Consider the following 17,992-nt stretch of genomic DNA (forward strand, 5'->3'; position numbering starts at 1 on the left):
CAAATTTGACCGCTCTTTTACAAATGATGAAATTACTCTTCGCCTAATAATTTAAGTTCACGAGCTTTCACTTGGTTTTTGAGGATTTCAACAAATTCTTCAATGGTGAATGTGCCTAAATCCGCGCCTTTACGGGTACGCACCGATAATTTGCCCGCTTCGATTTCTTTATCGCCGCACACAAGCATATAAGGTACGCGACGTAAGGTGTGTTCACGTACTTTAAAGCCGACTTTTTCATTACGTAAGTCTGATTTCGCACGGATACCCGCATCAGATAACGCTTTCGTTACTTTCTGTACATAGTCAGCTTGACTATCGGTAATGTTCATTACCACTGCTTGAGTCGGCGCTAACCACGTTGGGAAGAAGCCAGCGTATTCTTCGGTAATGATACCGATAAAGCGTTCGATAGAACCTAAAATCGCACGGTGAATCATAACCGGTGTACGGCGACCGTTATCTTCCGCCACATAAGACGCATCTAAACGACCCGGTAATGCGAAGTCTAATTGGATCGTACCGCATTGCCATTCACGATCTAAACAGTCACGTAATGCAAACTCAATTTTCGGACCGTAGAATGCACCCTCTCCTTCTTGAATTTCATAGCTTAAGCCGTTTGCGGTTAAAGCTTTCGCTAAGCCCTCTTCTGCACGATCCCACATTGCATCATCACCGATACGATTTTCAGGACGGGTTGAAAGTTTCACTTGAATGTTGCTGAAACCGAATGTGCTGTAGATGTCATACACCATACGAATACAGCTGGTTACTTCAGATTCAATTTGATCTTCAGTACAGAAAATATGCGCATCATCTTGAGTAAAACCACGTACACGCATTAAGCCGTGTAATGAACCAGACGGCTCATTACGGTGGCACGAACCGAATTCCGCCATACGGATCGGTAAGTCACGGTATGATTTTAAACCTTGATTGAAAATTTGAACGTGACCCGGGCAGTTCATCGGTTTGATTGCGTATTCACGATTTTCAGACTGCGTAGTGAACATTAAATCCGCATAATTTTGCCAGTGACCAGTACGCTCCCAAAGCACTCTGTCCATCATAAACGGACCTTTCACTTCTTGGTAATCGTACTCTTTTAATTTGGTACGTACGAAAGTTTCGAGCTCACGGAAAATCGTCCAACCGTCATTGTGCCAGAACACCATACCCGGTGCTTCTTCTTGCATATGGTATAAATCTAACGCTTTGCCGATACGGCGGTGGTCACGTTTTGCCGCTTCTTCTAAACGAGTTAAGTATTCCGTTAATTGTTTTTTATCTGCCCAAGCCGTACCGTAAATACGTTGCAACATTTTGTTTTTGCTGTCGCCACGCCAGTATGCACCCGCTACTTTTTGTAATTTGAAGTGGTGGCAGAAACGCATATTTGGTACGTGCGGACCACGACACATATCAATATATTCTTCGTGGTGATATAACGCTGGCGTTGCAGTACGTTCGATATTTTCATCTAAAATCGCCATTTTGTACGGTTCGCCACGTTTTTCAAACGTATCACGCGCTTCTTGCCAGCTCACGCGTTTTTTCACCACATCATAGTTGGTTTTAGCCAGCTCAAGCATACGCTTTTCAATTGCATCTAAATCTTCTTGTGTGAGCGAGCGGTCTAAATCCACATCATAATAGAAACCGTTGTCGATTGTCGGACCAATCGCCATTTTTACATCCGGGAATAATTGTTTGATCGCATGACCTAATAAGTGCGCACATGAGTGACGAATGATTTCTAAACCGTCTTCATCTTTTGCGGTAATAATTTCAAGTGAACTATCTTCAGAAATAATGTCGCACGCATCACGGCGTTCGCCGTTTACACGACCGGCAATCGTTGCTTTCGCTAAGCCTGCACCGATTGATTGCGCAACTTCCATTACAGAAACGGGATTATCGAATTGGCGTTGTGAGCCGTCTGGTAAAGTGATAATAGGCATTTTTATATCCTTGTTACAGTGGTCACCCATACGAGAGGTGACTTGTTGGTTTAAAAATAAAAACCGCTGACAAGCGGTTTGATTTGAATCTTTTTTTACAATTTGTTTTACATCACCCCAACCATGGATGAATAGCAAAACGGGCGAATTTTATCACAAAATCTCAACAAGCGGTCTGATTTCACGCTCAATTTGCAAAATTTCTCTGAAAATAGACCGTTTGTTGTACGCACTTCATAAAAAGATATTACGCTCTCAGCTTCTTATGTGTAGTAACAAGCGGTCATTTTTTATAAATTTTTTACATATCTTATCGGTGAAAAAAAGGATAGAATTAAGCAATTCTTATTTTGTGAGTAAAAAAGATGAAATCTGTAGAACGATTTTTTGAATGTATTGCGATTGTAGGTAAACCTCGTCACGATATTGCTTTAGAGACGCATTTAGCCGTTTATAATTGGTTGAAAGATCGCCGTTATGATGTGTTGTTAGAAAAAAATATTGCTCGTCAGCTCAATCTTCCAGATGGCAAAAGTTTAGAAGAAATCGGTCAGCAAGCCAATCTGGTCATTGTTATCGGTGGGGACGGTAATATGCTCGGTATGGCTCGTCAATTAGCAAAATATCGCGTTCCGCTGATTGGGATTAACCGAGGAAACTTAGGTTTTCTGACGGATATTGCGCCGCAATCCGCTTTCGAGCAATTACATAATTGTATTGAGCGTGGAGAGTTTGTGATTGAAGAACGCTTCTTACTCGAAGCTCGTATTGAGCGTAACGGCAAAATTATTGCAACCAATAATGCCTTGAACGAAGTGGTGATTCACCCAAGCCAAGTGGCTCGCATTATTGAATTTGAAGTGTATATTGACGGTAAATTTGCATTCTCACAACGTTCGGACGGCTTAATTATTAGTACGCCGACGGGTTCGACAGCCTATTCATTATCTGCGGGTGGTCCGATTTTAACGCCGAATATGAATGCGATCGCATTAGTACCGATGCACCCGCACACGCTTTCTTCCCGACCGTTAGTGATTGATGGAGACAGCCAAATCTCTTTACGCTTTGCGCAATATAATCAACCTAGCTTGGAAGTAAGTTGTGACGGTCAATACGATCTACCTTTTACACCGGAAGATCGCATCATTGTTACCAAAAGTCCGGATACCTTACATTTATTGCATCTTAACAACTATAACTATTTTACTGTGCTTGGCTCTAAGCTTGGCTGGTCCAGTAAATTATTTTAGCTCCTATTCATCTCAGCACTCCATGAGTGCCTTTTTTATTTGCAAATAATTGTCTAAATTCAACCGCTTATCCAGATAATATGAATAATATTCATCATTAACACAAACCAATATGCAATTGTTTTGTTAAAAAGCACTATCATAGAGCATAATAAATGTGTAGAATGCTTGTAAAACGGATTGCGCAAACGTTTGCTTAATTTTCTTTACTAGCACACAGAGGACTTTCATATGTTTACAGCAAACATGAACATTCAAGATTACGACCCTATTTTATGGCAAGCGATTGAAAACGAAAATCGCCGTCAGGAAGAGCATATTGAGTTAATTGCTTCGGAAAACTATGCAAGTCCTCGAGTAATGCAAGCACAAGGTTCACAATTCACCAATAAATATGCGGAAGGTTATCCCGGTAAACGTTACTACGGCGGTTGTGAATATGCGGATATCGTTGAGCAATTAGCCATTGATCGTGCCAAACAATTATTTGGTGCGGATTATGTTAATGTGCAGCCACATTCAGGTTCTCAAGCGAATGCCGCTGTTTATGGTGCATTAATTCAACCGAACGATACCATTTTAGGTATGGACTTAGTTCACGGTGGCCATTTAACTCATGGTGCAAAAGTTAGCTTCTCAGGCAAAATTTATAATTCAGTACTCTACGGTATCACTGCCGAAGGCTTAATTGATTATGAAGATGTACGCCAAAAAGCGCTTGAATGTAAACCGAAAATGATTGTTGCCGGTTTCTCGGCCTATTCACAAATCGTAGATTGGGCAAAAATGCGTGAAATTGCCGATGAAGTCGGCGCATATTTATTTGTCGATATGGCTCACGTTGCAGGTTTAATTGCAGCCGATTTATATCCGAATCCACTACCGCATGCTCACGTTGTAACAACCACAACTCATAAAACACTTGGTGGCCCTCGCGGCGGTTTGATTCTTTCTGCCTGTGGCGATGAAGAAATTTATAAGAAACTTCAATCTTCGGTGTTCCCGGCGAACCAAGGCGGCCCTTAGTGCATATTATTGCGGCAAAAGCGGTCTGCTTTAAAGAAGCGCTAGAGCCTGAATATAAAGTCTATCAACAAAACGTAATTAAAAATGCGAAAGCAATGGTAGAAGTATTCAAACAACGTGGTTACGATGTTATTTCAAACGGTACGGAGAACCATTTATTCTTAGTCAGCTTCATTAAGCAAGGTAAAACTGGTAAAGCGGCAGACGCAGCTTTAGGTAAAGCGAATATTACGGTAAATAAAAATGCCGTGCCAAATGATCCACAAAAACCATTTATCACTTCAGGGATTCGTGTCGGTACACCATCAGTTACTCGTAGAGGCTTTAACGAAGCGGATGTACGTGAATTAGCCGGCTGGATGTGTGATGTGTTAGATGCTATGGGTACGGAAAATGAAGAAAGCGTCATTGCCGCAACCAAACAAAAAGTATTAGCAATTTGCGCACGTTTGCCGGTTTATCCCAAATAATCTCTTTAAACAAGAAGCCCTATTCGGGGCTTCTTATCCAATAGACCCTGCAACTTTTTTATTTATCCTCCGATTTAAAAAGCGATAACCGTTATTTCTTACTTACGACTAAACAATTAATATCCTAAAGTTTTAATAAGGGGTGGATAATTTAATAATCAATGTTCTATTTCAATTCATTCTTTTCAAAAAATTCTCTTAATTTTTTACTAGCAATTCCACTATTTTCATTTCTTAAGATTTTTTTAAGATCTTTTTGCTTTAATACCTACATCAACAAGGTACAGACCTTTAACTTCAAACTTATTTTTAATCTTTGCTGGACGGATTATCTGCCCAGCATTAACTAACCATAGCAAGGAGCTCAATATGAAAAAATTAACTGTAATTTCGACTCTTTTTACTGTAGCAGTACTTACAGCTTGTTCTCAATCAACACCTCAAAGTCAAGTTTTGGGAGCTAAGACTGAAAATTCAGCGAATAGCGAGAACGTTATTATCTCTGAAAATGACGTTCTAATCCAAGTAGATGATGAGTCTATTTCCGCTAACTCTGCGGATGATATTAAAATTGAAATTGACGACAATGCATGGAAAAGTTTAAACATTAACCCCAAGCGATAATATTCATATTCAAATTCCAAATAAATTAGATCAATAAACGTCTATTGATGTTTATACTGTTGAAAAGTACAATAATTAGAGATCTATCTCTAACATCTACAAGCGGTTAGATTCTGTAAATTTTTGCAAAATCAACCGCTTGTTTTTGCTTATTTAAGGACACAAGAATGCGTATATTGCTCATTGAAGATGACAAACTTATCGGCGATGGTTTAAAGCTTGGTCTCATCAAGCAAAATTTTGTTGTTGACTGGTTTCAAGATGGCAATCAAGGTTTCGATGCTCTTTTCTTGGCCCAATATGATGCTGTTGTATTGGATCTTAGTCTACCTAAAAGAGACGGTCTAGATATTCTAAAAGGTTGGCGTAAAAAAAATCAGGATATACCCGTTCTAATTCTAACGGCACGAGATACGTTGGATGAACGTATTCTTGGTTTTAATTCAGGAGCGGATGATTACCTTTGTAAACCTTTCGCATTAATGGAAGTCGTTGTACGCTTGCAAGCATTGATTCGTCGACGCTACCAACAGAGTTCAAGTGAAATTATTATCGGCAATTTACGTATCGACACTAATACGCATAGTGTAACTTTAGCGGAACAATCCATTATTTTAACGACTAAAGAATTCCAGCTATTACAACTCTTCGTTAATAATAAAGATAAAGTGCTGACACGTTCATCAATTGAAGAAAAATTATATAGCTGGGATAACGATATTAGTAGTAATACGCTGGAAGTATATATCCATAATCTACGTAAAAAGCTCGGCAAAAATTGGATTAAAACGGTTCATGGTATAGGTTACCGTTTAGGAGGAGATAATAATGATTAATACTCGTAGTTTGCGATATCGCCTAATCGTAACGCTATCGGGAATTTCATTTCTGATTTGGGTTATTTCTATCATTATTGAATGGCAAGTTTTACATAAGGAAATCAATGAACTGTTTGATTCACAACAAATTCTTTTCGCCGAACGTTTAGCATCATCAAATATTGCGGAAAGTTCTCATCCTATACAAAATAAAGAGGACTTTTACACAACAAACATTGATGACGATGCACTTGCCTTTGCCATTTTTACTGATAAAGGGGAACAAATTATTAATGACGGACGTGACGGACAATTTTTCACATTTACACCGATAGAAGGATTCCAAAATATCCCCTTAACCATCCACTTATCCGAAACTGACGATATCGAAAATAATGAGAAAGATATCAACACTTGGCGAATTTATTGGTTAAAAAATAACAATATCTATATTGCGATAGGACAAGAAATTGATTATCGAAACGAATCAATAAACAAAACGATTATTTCCCAATCATGGAGCTGGCTATTTGGTTTCCCTATGACGATCTTAGCCATTTTATGGATTATTCATCGGGAATTCATCAGTTTAAAACGACTCGAAAATGATGTTGCACAGCGCAAACCAGGCGAACTCGAAGCGATTAGTACGGCACAATTACCAAGTGAAATCATTCCGTTGGTCAACAATCTCAATCATTATTTTGAACGTACGCAAATGATGTTTAATCGAGAAAGACGTTTTACATCCGATGCGGCTCATGAATTACGTAGCCCGCTTGCCGGATTGAGAATTCAAACCGAAATAGCGCAAATGACGTTAGATGACCCGATTGAGCACGGTAAAGCGCTACAAAATATGACAAGTAGTATCGATCGAATCGCACAACTTATTGAGCAGTTGCTCACGCTTTCTCGCTTGGAAAATTTAGCCGAGTTAGAACAATTAGAACCTATCGATTGGCGAAAATTGATAGAAAACAATGTTAGTCAGCTTTATCAGCAGGCAGAAAACAAGCGGTCGGAAATCATTGTTGATTTGCAAAATATTCCTAAAGTACAGTTAGGTAAATCGTTATTACTCAATTTAGTATTACGAAATCTGATTGATAATGCGATTAACTACACACCGAAAGAAAGTCTTATCAAGATCACTCTCACGGCAGATAGCCTTGTTGTAGAAGACAACGGTAACGGCGTGAGCGATGAAGATTTGGCTAAGCTTGGTCAGCCGTTCTACCGCCCTGTCGATCGCTCTATACAATCCGAGCAAGATGAAAAAGGCAGTGGCTTAGGCATTTCAATCATTAAACGTATTGTGGAATTACATCGTTTCGAATTGAAATTAAGTCGTAGTGAAATGGGCGGATTAAAGGCCGAAATATTCTTTTAAGTAATCCGATACTGCCTCTAAGAAATCTACAAATAACAAGCGGTCTAGTTTTCATTTAGCATTTATATAACTAACTATATTACATCGCAACGATTAGAATACGAATGCATTAGCATATTCCGGATAGGTTATTGTTGGAATTTCCGAAATTGGAATCACGAGATCGTTATAACCAGACCCTTCAATAATAAAGTGAGGTTCTGAGTTTTCCGCTTCTAATATAGACACTTCCGGTAAACCTAACATTTCAGATAATTCTGAAATCATGAAAAAATTATTACCGAATACAAATTTATTCACACCGACAGTTTTTACCACTATTTGAATATTGGTCATAAATGAAAATTTGATCATCCGTACTATTAATACGAATATTCCAACTTACATTGCCCAAATCATTTGTAGTTACGTCGATCGTTAAGTCTTGAGGACAAATACCATTCGCAAATTGTAGAGTGTTTTCTCCCTCAATATTGAAGATTTCATCACGACCAGCACCTTTATAAAAGTAATAAGTATCATTACCTGCTTCGCCTATAATGAAATCAGTACCATTAAGTTATCAGTGTAATCCGTACCAAACTTAACAGTGCTGCTTGAAGCGATATCCTGTACGTCAAAATGGATCGAATAATTCGTATTATAAACCCCACCAACATCCACAACATTTGAGTTATTCGGCTCAACATGAAGTTTGACATGTATTCTCGTATCCTCAAAGCTAGGATTATCCGGTAAGAAATAAAGATGACTATGTTCCGTATTTCTTAAATCACGATAGCTTGGAGGCGCTACCCAACGGTTAATTAACACCAATGTTGCCTGATCACCACCAATCACAAATTGTTTTAATACTGAATAGGGTTCGATGGTTTAGGCTGACATGAAACAGGTTGAGGATTTCTGCTGATTGGTATATAGGTGGAAGAAGAACGTTTTTACTGTAAAAATAGCTATGCAAAATACTAGCCTGACCATTACTGGTACATCTTGAACCGATTGAGCTTAGATCGGCCCACATAAAAAATAAATCACAATATATAATTTACACAAAAATTTATGATGATAAAAAAACCGTGATCTCACTCACATTTCTTAGAACTTTTGCTTTAAAAACAAAGATGGTAACGTTAACATTTAGTTATTCGAATTAAATTTGAAAAATCGGTAAGCCAATATTAGCTTCTGTGATCGTAATCACAGCCTTAGTTCAAATTGTCGGTTATACTCCGATAATAGAACTTGAATTGGAGCATTTCTACATGAGCGAACAATTTATCTTAAATGATCATCCCCACCGCCGTTTTAATCCATTAAAAAACCAATGGATTTTAGTTTCACCACACCGAGCAAAACGCCCATGGCAAGGTCAACAAGAGGAAACAGCTGTGGATGATAAACCAAGTTATGATCCGACTTGTTATCTCTGCCCGGGAAATAAACGCATTACTGGCGAACAAAATCCCGCTTATAGCAAACCTTTCGTATTTAAAAACGATTTCTCGGCACTATTGCCGGATACACCTGCACCGGAAGCCAGCACAGATCCACTCTTTCAGATTTCACATACACAAGGTGAAAGCCGTGTAATTTGCTTCTCACCCGATCACAGTAAAACCTTACCGCAACTTTCGGTGGCTGAAATTGAGCAAGTCGTACAAGTTTGGCAAGAACAAGCTAATGAATTAAAAACGCGTTATCAATGGGTTCAAATTTTTGAAAACAAAGGCGCAATGATGGGCTGTTCTAACCCACATCCGCACGGTCAAATTTGGGCAAGTAATTTCTTACCGAACGAAATAGCGATTGAAGACGAATGTCAGGCGAATTACTTCGCTCAATACGGTCGTCCATTATTACTGGATTATGCAGAACGTGAATTAACCAAAAAAGAACGTATTGTGGTAGAGACTGAGGATTGGATTGCAGTTGTGCCTTACTGGGCAGGCTGGCCTTTTGAAACCTTATTATTACCAAAGCATAAACACTTTAAACAGCTTACCGATTTAAACGAAGCTGAACGGGCAGATTTAGCACTCGCACTTAAAAAGCTAACCACTCGCTACGATAATTTATTTAATATCAGTTTCCCGTATTCAATGGGCTTTCATTTCGCACCGTTTAACGCAAGTGATAATGCACATTGGCAGCTACACGCCCATTTCTATCCACCGCTATTACGTTCGGCAACCGTACGTAAATTTATGGTCGGCTACGAGATGATGGCGGAAAGTCAGCGAGATCTGACACCGGAACAAGCAGCAGAAAGATTAAATGCGGTGAGCGACAGCGTTCACTATAAAGCTCAATAAAAAGAAGAGACAGAGACAATGAAACCACAACAACTTGCGATCCAAAAATTTGCCGAGCATTACGGCTATTCGGCTGCTCAAACCGTATTTGCTCCGGGACGAGTCAATATTATCGGCGAACACACCGACTACAATGACGGCTTTGTAATGCCTTGTGCAATTAACTACGGAATGGCGGTCAGCTTTAGTAAACGTGACGATTCGGTTTGGCGAGTCTATGCGATCGATATTAACCAACAAGATGAGTTCGACCTTAGCCAACCGATTGAACCGTCTGAACACAAATGGGCAAATTACGTACGTGGTGTGGTGAAATATATTCAAGCCAAATGCCCAGAGTTTAAACAAGGTGCGGATTTAGCAATGACAAGTGACGTACCGATGTCCTCCGGTTTAAGTTCTTCCGCCGCATTAGAAATTTCAATCGGTAAAACCGCACAAGTGTTAGGTGATTTGCCACTTAGTTTGGCAGAAATCGCTTTAATCGGACAAGAAGCTGAGAACAAATTTGTCGGCGCAAATTGCGGCAATATGGATCAACTTACCTCGGCGCTCGGGCAAAAAGATCAATTAATTATGATTGATTGCCGCTCGTTAGAAATTACCCCGACGCCGGTTCCACACGGTTATTCAATTGCGATTATCAACTCTAACGTTAAACACGACTTAGTGACCGGTGAATATAACAGCCGCCGGAAAGAATGTGAATTTGCCGCCAAATTCTTTGGGGCAAAAGCATTGCGTGATGTTACGCCGGAACAATTTATCGAACGAGCCGCAGAACTACAAGCCTTAGATGAATTAGCTTACAAACGTGCAAAACATATCATCAGCGAAAATCAGCGTGTATTAGAAGCGGTTGAAGCTTTAAAAGCAAATGATATGGTCAAACTCGGTCAATTAATGGCAGGGTCTCACGACTCTATGCGTGATGATTTTGAAATTACCATTCCGGAAATTGATTACTTAGTTGAATTGGCACAAGTGGCGATCGGTAAAGATGGCGGTGCACGTATGACCGGCGGTGGCTTCGGTGGTTGTATAGTTTGTTTAGTGCCAAACGAAAAAGTGGAACACTTACGTCAACTCATTGCGGATAATTATGAAAAACAAACCGGTATTAAAGAAACTTTCCATCTTTGTACCGCTTGTGACGGCGTTCGTCTTATTTAATGTTTAATTCACGGAAATCACGGAAGATTTTCCGTGACTTTCCATCTGCTTGGGATATGAACTATGAAAACATTTACCCTCGAAAACTCATTTCTCAAAATTACCCTTTCCGATTTCGGTGCATCTTGGCTTTCTTGTATAGTTAAACACCCAAAAGGCGAACGTGAAGTTTTAGTCACCACATCTGCAAAAAATTGGCAAAATCAGACCGCTTATTTCGGAGCCACCTGTGGACGTTACGCTAATCGTATTGCCAACGCCGAATATCAGCTTAACGACAAAACCTACATACTGGCAAAAAATAACGGTGAACATAGCTTACACGGCGGTGTAAAAGGAGCGGATAAACAAGTTTGGCAAGTGGAGCAACCGGATTCACAAGCGGTCAAATTTAGCCGAATTTTTACAGATGGCGAAGAAGGGTTCGGCGGTGAAGTTCATGCCTTTGTCACTTATCGTTTGAATGGAAAAGAAGTCGAAATTGAATTTGAAGCAACCACCAATCAAGACACCCCTCTCTGCTTTACCAATCATGCTTATTTCAATCTACTCGGCGCAGGTGATGTACTTTCTCATCAACTAATGATTAACGCAGACGAATATTTACCAGTCGGCGCAGACGGTATTCCGATTTTACCGTTTAAAGCGGTTGCTCACACCGGTTTCGATTTTTCGACCCCTAAACTGATCGGGCAAGACTTGCTGAAAGATGCCGAACAACAGTTGGTAAAAGGCTATGATCACGCTTTCAAATTGGTAAAAAATTCTTCAAAACCAACCGCTTGTTTAACGGTTAAAGATCTTGCGCTTGAATTAAATACCTCAATGCCGGCATTGCAATGCTATTCAGGGAATTGGCTTGGCGGGCAACCGGATCTGAACGATTCAACCTATCAAGACTACGCTGGCGTTGCTTTAGAACCGGAATTTTTCCCTGATTCGCCAAACCAAGCTGAATTGGCAAAATTCGGTGGCATTACCAAAGCGGGCGAACACTATAAACACGATATTCGTTACACCTTTCACTTTTAATTTGTAAACATCGAGGAAATTATCATGATACTGCCAAATTACTTCCAAGATCCGAATATACTCCACGTAAATACCGTCGATCATCACGCTTATTTTATTCCGCATAAACAAAATGAAACGGCTTTAAGTGGTAAACGTGAGCAATCCGATTACTTTACCCTGCTCAACGGTCAATGGGATTTTAATTACTTCCAAAGCTATCATGACCTACCGGATAATTTCCTTGATGTTGCGTTTGAACATAAAATTCCGGTACCGGCAAATTGGCAAAATCACGGCTTCGATCATCATCACTATACGAATATTAACTACCCGTTCCCGTTTGATCCACCATTTGTACCACATCAAACTCCGTGCGGCGTGTATCATCGTACTCTGCAACTTACTCCGAAAAGCAATAAGCGTTATTTGCTCCATTTTGAAGGCGTGGACTCTTGTTTATTTGTTTACGTGAATAAGCAGTTTGTCGGGTATAGCCAAATCAGCCACAGCACCTCCGAATTTGATGTTAGCGATTATTTACAAGTTGGCACCAACCATTTGACCGTAGCGGTATTGAAATGGTGTGACGGCAGCTATTTAGAAGACCAAGACAAATTCAGAATGTCGGGCATTTTCCGTGATGTCTATTTGCTTGAGCGTGAACAAAATTATCTGCAAGATTTCTTTATTCAATATGAATTGGATGATGAATTACGTCATGCAAATCTGAAAGTGGAAACTCTCTTTAGCTGTCAGCCGCAAGCAATTGAATATCAATTACTCGATCCGAAAGGCTTTACCGTTTTCAACCAAACCGATACGCAGCTAAATATTGATGTCGAAGATATTCAGTTATGGAATGCCGAAAACCCACAACTTTACACCTTAATTTTGCATACTGCGGAAGAAGTGATTGTGCAAAAAATCGGTTTTAGAAAAGTGGAAATCAAAGACGGCATTTTGTTATTCAATCAACAGCCGATTAAATTTAAAGGGGTAAACCGCCACGATAGCGATCCGAAAACCGGCTATGCAATTAGCTACGCACAAGCACATAAAGATTTACAGCTGATGAAGCAACATAATATCAACGCAATCCGTACCGCCCATTATCCGAATGCACCTTGGTTTAGCGAGTTATGCGATCAATACGGTTTTTATCTGATTGGTGAAAGTGATGTCGAGTCACATGGGGCTTCAATGCTAACCGTTAAAACACCGGAACCAAGTATTTTCTTAAACCATGAAAACGATTTGCAAACCTCACGTATCCGCCAAGATACAATTGATAATTTCTGCTACTTTGCCCGTGATCCGCTGTTCAAAAAAGCGATTTTAGACCGCCAACAAGCCAACGTGGAACGAGACAAAAACCGTACTTCAATTATCATTTGGTCGTTAGGTAATGAATCCGGCTATGGAGCAAACTTTGAAGCGGCGGCGGCGTGGATTAAACAACGTGATAAATCTCGTTTAGTCCACTACGAAAGTTCGATTTACCAACATTCTACCGATAATAATGATCTGTCAAATTTAGATTTTTATAGTGAAATGTACGGCTCAACCGAAGATATCGACCGCTATTGTGCCACTGCGCAAGCCAAACCTTTCATGTTGTGTGAATACAGCCATGCAATGGGCAACTCAAACGGCGATGCGGAGGATTATTGGCAAGCGTTCCATCGTCATCCGCAATCATGCGGTGGTTTTGTGTGGGAATGGTGTGATCACGCCCCTTACCGTGCTAACAGTCAATTCGGTTACGGCGGTGATTTCGGCGAAAGCCCGCACGATGGAAATTTCTGTATGGACGGTTTAGTTTCACCGGATCGTATTCCGCACAGTAATTTATTAGAGCTTAAAAATGTGAATCGCCCTGCACGTGCCGAATTAATCGATAACAAAATTGTGATCCACAACTATTTGGATTTCACTGATCTCGCTGATTATCTGACGATTGATTATGAATTTGTCGAAAACGGCGTGGTTACAAGCGGTGGAAATTTATTCGTTTCTTGCAAACCGCACAGCAGCGTAGTATTGCCGATTGAGTTACCAAAAAATAACGGGCATTTATGGCTATTGAATTTAAATTATCGCTTAAATACCGCGGTCGAATTATTAGACGAAGCGCATTCACTTGGCTTCGAGCAGCTCAATTTATTTAGCGAAAATAAATTAGTATTGCCACAATTCACGATTGAAAACAGTACATTTGAAGTACAGGAAGATCGCTTCCACATTAACGTACACAACGGTCAATTTAGTTATCAATTAGATAAACAGAAAGGGATTTTCAGCCGTATTGAAAAAGCCGGTAAAGCAATTATTCAGCAACCGTTAGATTTTAATATCTGGCGTGCGCCGACTGATAATGATCGTCTCATTCGTGAGGCGTGGCAAAATGCCGGCTACGATAAAGCCTATACCAGAGCGTATGAAATTCAGTGGCAGCAAAGCGAACAAGCGGTCGAATTTTCAGTAAAATCTGCAATTGTGTCAATTTCTCGTGGTCGTATTTTAACACTGGATATTGGTTATCGTATCTTCAATGACGGGCAGATTTCGGTGGAAATCAACGCAATCCGCCCTGCCGAATTACCGTATTTACCTCGCTTCGGTTTACGCTTCTGGCTTGCTAAAGCGGAAAATTCGGTGGAATATTTCGGTTACGGCAAGCAAGAAAGCTATGTGGATAAACACCATTTAGCCAAGTTAGGCATCTACCATACAACGGCAAAACAAAATCATACCGATTATGTTAAACCGCAGGAGAATGGCAGCCATTACGGTTGTGAATATATCAAATCGGAAAATCTGTTTGTGAGTGCAAGCCAACCGTTCAGCTTTAATCTCTCGCCATATACACAAGAGGAATTAACCGCGAAAAAACATTGCTACGAGCTACAAGAATCCGATTACAGCGTTCTATGTATTGATTATAAAATGAGTGGCATCGGTTCCAACTCCTGCGGTCCGAATTTAAAAGACCAATACCGTTTAATGGAGGAAAAATTTAACGTGAGATTTGATTTGCTAGTGGGTTAATTTAACTACGAAATAGGCTGAAGACTACTTCGTCAATAGCAGATCTGAATTACACTCTTAGTTGGCGCTCGACTCCGTCGAGTGCCTTTATTTATATTTCAAATAAACTTGGCTGAAGTAATAAGTCTTACCTTGCCACTTAATTTCACCATTTTGTTTCACTTAGCGAAGGAATAATACCAGCCTTCTTCCGCCACTAAGCATTCTATAAAAGTTAAATCCGTTTCTCAGTATTGCACGCAGTATGCCCGCTCCCAATCCATATACAAAAAAACAAGCGATCTGATTTAGTGAAAAATTTGAAAAAATTCACTAAATCAGACCGCTTGTGCTTAAATATATTTAAGAAGAACTGCCACCACAACCGTTATTTATCGAAAAAAAATTACAGAAAGCCTGCTCATTACTGACAAGTATAGTTTTTAAACACAAGCTATTAATTTAGATAAACTGAGTCTGCTTCAATCCACATATCTAGATCTTTTTTACCTTGATAAAAAACTCTATACCATTCTTTGTCACCATTCTTCTTAGAAAGAATTAATACTTTATCACCTTTCACCAAATACATATTTGTTTTATTTCCATTTTTATCAAACAAGAATGTCTTGCTCTTAATAAAACCAATCTTAGGGATATTATTTATCTTAACATCATCATAAAAACTTCTTCTTAAAGTAAGCAAGTATGGTGAATGAGTTTCATAAGATAGCTTCTCAACTAAATTATCATCACCACCAAAGGCAGAATCATATTTAAAAAATAATAAGTCATTGTTAATATTTTTATAATAAATATAGTTAGAATAATCTCTTAAAGGTGAGCAAAAAACTTCAACAATATCATTGTTTATATTCACATTAAAGGCAGGACAAATATCATAATAAACTTTAAAAAGTTCATTTCTACCATTATACTGCATCTGGCACTCATGGTTACCAAACGAATCAGAATTACAATTCACATAGTTTTTATTTTCCTTAGTTAATCCAATAGAATTGGTACAACATGAAAAAAAAATAATAATTGCTATACTAGCGCGCATCAAATTTCTTAACATTTGCTCCCTATTTACACCTATCTTTAATTATATCTTGCTGAAATAAAAGTAATTATCTAATAATTATTAACCAGCTTTGAAAAAGCCACATTTTTTATATCAATTTTATTATATTTAATCTCTTTTGGCTTACCTTCACGAGAATATACAATCTCCTTCTTATTTAAATATACATTATTAGAATAAATACTAAAATAGTATTTTTCAATGTTAGATTGCCCACTACCATATTCAAAATCAATCACTATCATATTATCTTCTATTCCTATATCTGGAAAAACATCATCTAACCCATCAAATAACTTTTGGCTATGGAAATATACATTATTTAATTTGAATAGAAGATCAAATTTCTTTTCATAGCAAATCCCCCCTTCATTATCTAAATAAGAAATCAAAAAAAACTCCACTTTATTTATCTTAACATTTTTATTTAATAAGATATTCTTATTAAATAAAGCATGCTCAAGTGAAACCCATTCATTTGTACATGGATTAAATAAAAAGTTATCTTTAGCTGATACACTAGATAATGTAAAAAAAGATAGTATTAATAAAAAAATATTTTTCATCGTATCACTCTCCAAAAAATTGTATGCCCTGCAACGATCGTTGCTTCTAGTTGCCCTTCAGATGGTGGTTTTTTTATACCTGTTATATAAACAAAATGATCATTATTCCAATTTTTAGGATCTATAAAAACTGGTGCAGGTATAGGAAAATAATTCCCGCTATATTTTACCCTTCCTGATATATAAGTTTTTTTCTGCTCTGATACATACCTATCAAATAACACTTTACTAATAATAATCTTTGTATATTGTCGAAATTTTGCATGAGATTTACCCCATGGATTATTTAACCCCCAAGCTAGAAAATCAGTACCATCCCAAAACTCAGCGCCATTAGTTGGATCTTTTTCATTTAATAATGCCTGAATAACACCCTTCCTTGAATCCAAAGATTCTCTATCTTTAACAGTTAAACTCATTTCTTTTTTCTCATGTTGAGGAACAGAAGAGTAACCCGACATTAATAGTCTATAAATAGATTTTTTCTCTCTTCTTGCTCGATTCCTAGCTGTAAATGCAATACAAATACATTCTAGCCCAGGAGTTTTCGTTTCACGACGAACAATCATCGAAGAAATTCTGAATTCAGAATGAGTAATTGGTAGCTGCTGACAATTTTCGTATTCATCACCATTTTTTCCTGTACAAGCAAAGACTCTGTTCTTATTACCATGACCATCTTTAATATCTCCTTCAAATACTCCAGAATTTTTATTATAGTAATAGCCATTCTCTTTATGAGAACCTACGATTACATCCACAGGCTTCCCATTATTCTCACTTCTCATTTGTGAAACATTACGCTCTGTTTTATGTTCCGTCGGTTTAGGTGTTTGCACTTTCGTTTGCGTCTTAGTATTACTCTTTCCAGCTCCTCTCGGAAAATAAATTTTCTTACCAACTAATGTGTCCAACGGCGTTGCTTCATCTACCCCGTTTTCCCATAGCAATGCATAACGATTTACGCCTGCCTCTTGTTCTATACTTTCCCAAGTATCGCCTTGCTTCACCACGTGATAAGGCCGCTTATAATTGGCTGGCTCAGCGTTTTCATTCGGTATCCCTCGTGGCGTAATTTCATAAATATTATACGCCCTTAATCTTACGACCTTTTTACCTTTCAGCCAAGTAAATGCCGGCACTTCCGAATGCATCGTTTTCGGGTATTGTTCATTCCAAAAAATGACCTTAATTAACCGTTCTTTTCCCTCTTGTTCCACTAAACTCGGATGGAATTCCAACCGACCTTTTTCATCCGCTTGCAA

General features: G+C 38.7%; 13 protein-coding genes and 2 pseudogenes. 9 read left to right on the forward strand and 6 right to left on the reverse strand.

Annotated elements, in window-relative coordinates; genetic code table 11:
- Positions 1–32 precede the first annotated feature (32 nt).
- Complete coding sequence (gene thrS, locus C228_RS0111760; RefSeq protein WP_018652801.1) at positions 33–1,964, reverse strand: threonine--tRNA ligase; 1,932 nt, start codon at positions 1,962–1,964, stop codon at positions 33–35.
- Between the two features lie 365 nt (positions 1,965–2,329).
- Here thrS and C228_RS0111765 point away from each other — a divergent pair, with 365 nt between their 5' ends.
- The 5 genes and pseudogenes from C228_RS0111765 to C228_RS0111785 all read left to right on the forward strand — a co-directional run bounded on the left by C228_RS0111765 (position 2,330) and on the right by C228_RS0111785 (position 7,548).
- Complete coding sequence (locus tag C228_RS0111765; protein ID WP_018652802.1) at positions 2,330–3,217, forward strand: NAD(+) kinase; 888 nt, start codon at positions 2,330–2,332, stop codon at positions 3,215–3,217.
- 246 nt (positions 3,218–3,463) lie between these two features.
- Positions 3,464–4,713: pseudogene (gene glyA / locus C228_RS13680) on the forward strand (serine hydroxymethyltransferase).
- A gap of 369 nt (positions 4,714–5,082) precedes the next feature.
- The gene (locus C228_RS13685; protein ID WP_018652803.1) at positions 5,083–5,337 is read left to right on the forward strand and encodes a hypothetical protein; all 255 of its coding nucleotides are present in this window, start codon (positions 5,083–5,085) and stop codon (positions 5,335–5,337) included.
- A 167-nt stretch (positions 5,338–5,504) separates the two neighbouring features.
- On the forward strand, positions 5,505–6,173 hold the full coding sequence (locus tag C228_RS0111780) for a winged helix-turn-helix domain-containing protein (protein WP_018652804.1): 669 nt from the start codon (positions 5,505–5,507) through the stop codon (positions 6,171–6,173).
- Complete coding sequence (locus C228_RS0111785; protein WP_018652805.1) at positions 6,166–7,548, forward strand: ATP-binding protein; 1,383 nt, start codon at positions 6,166–6,168, stop codon at positions 7,546–7,548. The genes C228_RS0111780 and C228_RS0111785 overlap by 8 nt, the downstream gene beginning before the upstream one ends.
- 93 nt (positions 7,549–7,641) lie before the next feature.
- Here the strand turns inward: C228_RS0111785 and C228_RS0111790 are convergent, their stop codons facing one another.
- Together C228_RS0111790 and C228_RS0111795 are read right to left on the reverse strand one after the other, a co-directional pair.
- The gene (locus tag C228_RS0111790) at positions 7,642–7,884 is read right to left on the reverse strand and encodes a hypothetical protein (RefSeq protein ID WP_039771342.1); all 243 of its coding nucleotides are present in this window, start codon (positions 7,882–7,884) and stop codon (positions 7,642–7,644) included.
- A 198-nt stretch (positions 7,885–8,082) separates the two neighbouring features.
- On the reverse strand, positions 8,083–8,388 hold the full coding sequence (locus tag C228_RS0111795; RefSeq protein WP_018652807.1) for a hypothetical protein: 306 nt from the start codon (positions 8,386–8,388) through the stop codon (positions 8,083–8,085).
- A 422-nt stretch (positions 8,389–8,810) separates the two neighbouring features.
- Here C228_RS0111795 and galT point away from each other — a divergent pair, with 422 nt between their 5' ends.
- The 4 genes from galT (at position 8,811) to C228_RS0111815 (ending at position 15,095) form a co-directional block, all read left to right on the forward strand.
- Positions 8,811–9,860: a galactose-1-phosphate uridylyltransferase gene (gene galT / locus C228_RS0111800; protein WP_018652808.1), complete on the forward strand. Its 1,050-nt coding sequence runs from the start codon at positions 8,811–8,813 to the stop codon at positions 9,858–9,860.
- Between the two features lie 18 nt (positions 9,861–9,878).
- Positions 9,879–11,033 (forward strand): galactokinase, encoded by a 1,155-nt coding sequence (galK, locus tag C228_RS0111805; RefSeq protein ID WP_018652809.1) that lies wholly within the window; start codon positions 9,879–9,881, stop codon positions 11,031–11,033.
- A gap of 63 nt (positions 11,034–11,096) precedes the next feature.
- On the forward strand, positions 11,097–12,065 hold the full coding sequence (locus tag C228_RS0111810; protein WP_018652810.1) for a galactose-1-epimerase: 969 nt from the start codon (positions 11,097–11,099) through the stop codon (positions 12,063–12,065).
- A gap of 24 nt (positions 12,066–12,089) precedes the next feature.
- The gene (locus C228_RS0111815; RefSeq protein WP_018652811.1) at positions 12,090–15,095 is read left to right on the forward strand and encodes a glycoside hydrolase family 2 TIM barrel-domain containing protein; all 3,006 of its coding nucleotides are present in this window, start codon (positions 12,090–12,092) and stop codon (positions 15,093–15,095) included.
- A gap of 436 nt (positions 15,096–15,531) precedes the next feature.
- On the opposite strand, the gene C228_RS0111820 is transcribed toward C228_RS0111815, so the two are convergent.
- The 3 genes and pseudogenes from C228_RS0111820 to C228_RS14900 all read right to left on the reverse strand — a co-directional run.
- On the reverse strand, positions 15,532–16,155 hold the full coding sequence (locus C228_RS0111820) for a hypothetical protein (protein ID WP_018652812.1): 624 nt from the start codon (positions 16,153–16,155) through the stop codon (positions 15,532–15,534).
- Positions 16,156–16,211: 56 nt separating this feature from the next.
- Entirely contained in the window at positions 16,212–16,727 is a 516-nt protein-coding gene (locus C228_RS0111825; protein WP_018652813.1) for a hypothetical protein, read from the reverse strand.
- A pseudogene (locus C228_RS14900) lies at positions 16,724–17,992 on the reverse strand (hypothetical protein); the annotation flags it as partial. The gene C228_RS0111825 and the pseudogene C228_RS14900, both read right to left, overlap by 4 nt.

The sequence above is a fragment of the Actinobacillus capsulatus DSM 19761 genome (assembly GCF_000374285.1).
Classification (GTDB): Bacteria; Pseudomonadota; Gammaproteobacteria; order Enterobacterales; family Pasteurellaceae; genus Actinobacillus; species Actinobacillus capsulatus.

Coding starts and splice junctions, on each gene's coding strand:
- thrS (WP_018652801.1), bottom strand. CDS start 1,964: ATGCCTATTATCACTTTACCAGACGGCTCACAACGCCAATTCGATAAT.
- C228_RS0111765 (WP_018652802.1), top strand. CDS start 2,330: ATGAAATCTGTAGAACGATTTTTTGAATGTATTGCGATTGTAGGTAAA.
- C228_RS13685 (WP_018652803.1), top strand. CDS start 5,083: ATGAAAAAATTAACTGTAATTTCGACTCTTTTTACTGTAGCAGTACTT.
- C228_RS0111780 (WP_018652804.1), top strand. CDS start 5,505: ATGCGTATATTGCTCATTGAAGATGACAAACTTATCGGCGATGGTTTA.
- C228_RS0111785 (WP_018652805.1), top strand. CDS start 6,166: ATGATTAATACTCGTAGTTTGCGATATCGCCTAATCGTAACGCTATCG.
- C228_RS0111790 (WP_039771342.1), bottom strand. CDS start 7,884: ATGACCAATATTCAAATAGTGGTAAAAACTGTCGGTGTGAATAAATTT.
- galT (WP_018652808.1), top strand. CDS start 8,811: ATGAGCGAACAATTTATCTTAAATGATCATCCCCACCGCCGTTTTAAT.
- galK (WP_018652809.1), top strand. CDS start 9,879: ATGAAACCACAACAACTTGCGATCCAAAAATTTGCCGAGCATTACGGC.
- C228_RS0111810 (WP_018652810.1), top strand. CDS start 11,097: ATGAAAACATTTACCCTCGAAAACTCATTTCTCAAAATTACCCTTTCC.
- C228_RS0111815 (WP_018652811.1), top strand. CDS start 12,090: ATGATACTGCCAAATTACTTCCAAGATCCGAATATACTCCACGTAAAT.
- C228_RS0111820 (WP_018652812.1), bottom strand. CDS start 16,155: ATGTTAAGAAATTTGATGCGCGCTAGTATAGCAATTATTATTTTTTTT.
- C228_RS0111825 (WP_018652813.1), bottom strand. CDS start 16,727: ATGAAAAATATTTTTTTATTAATACTATCTTTTTTTACATTATCTAGT.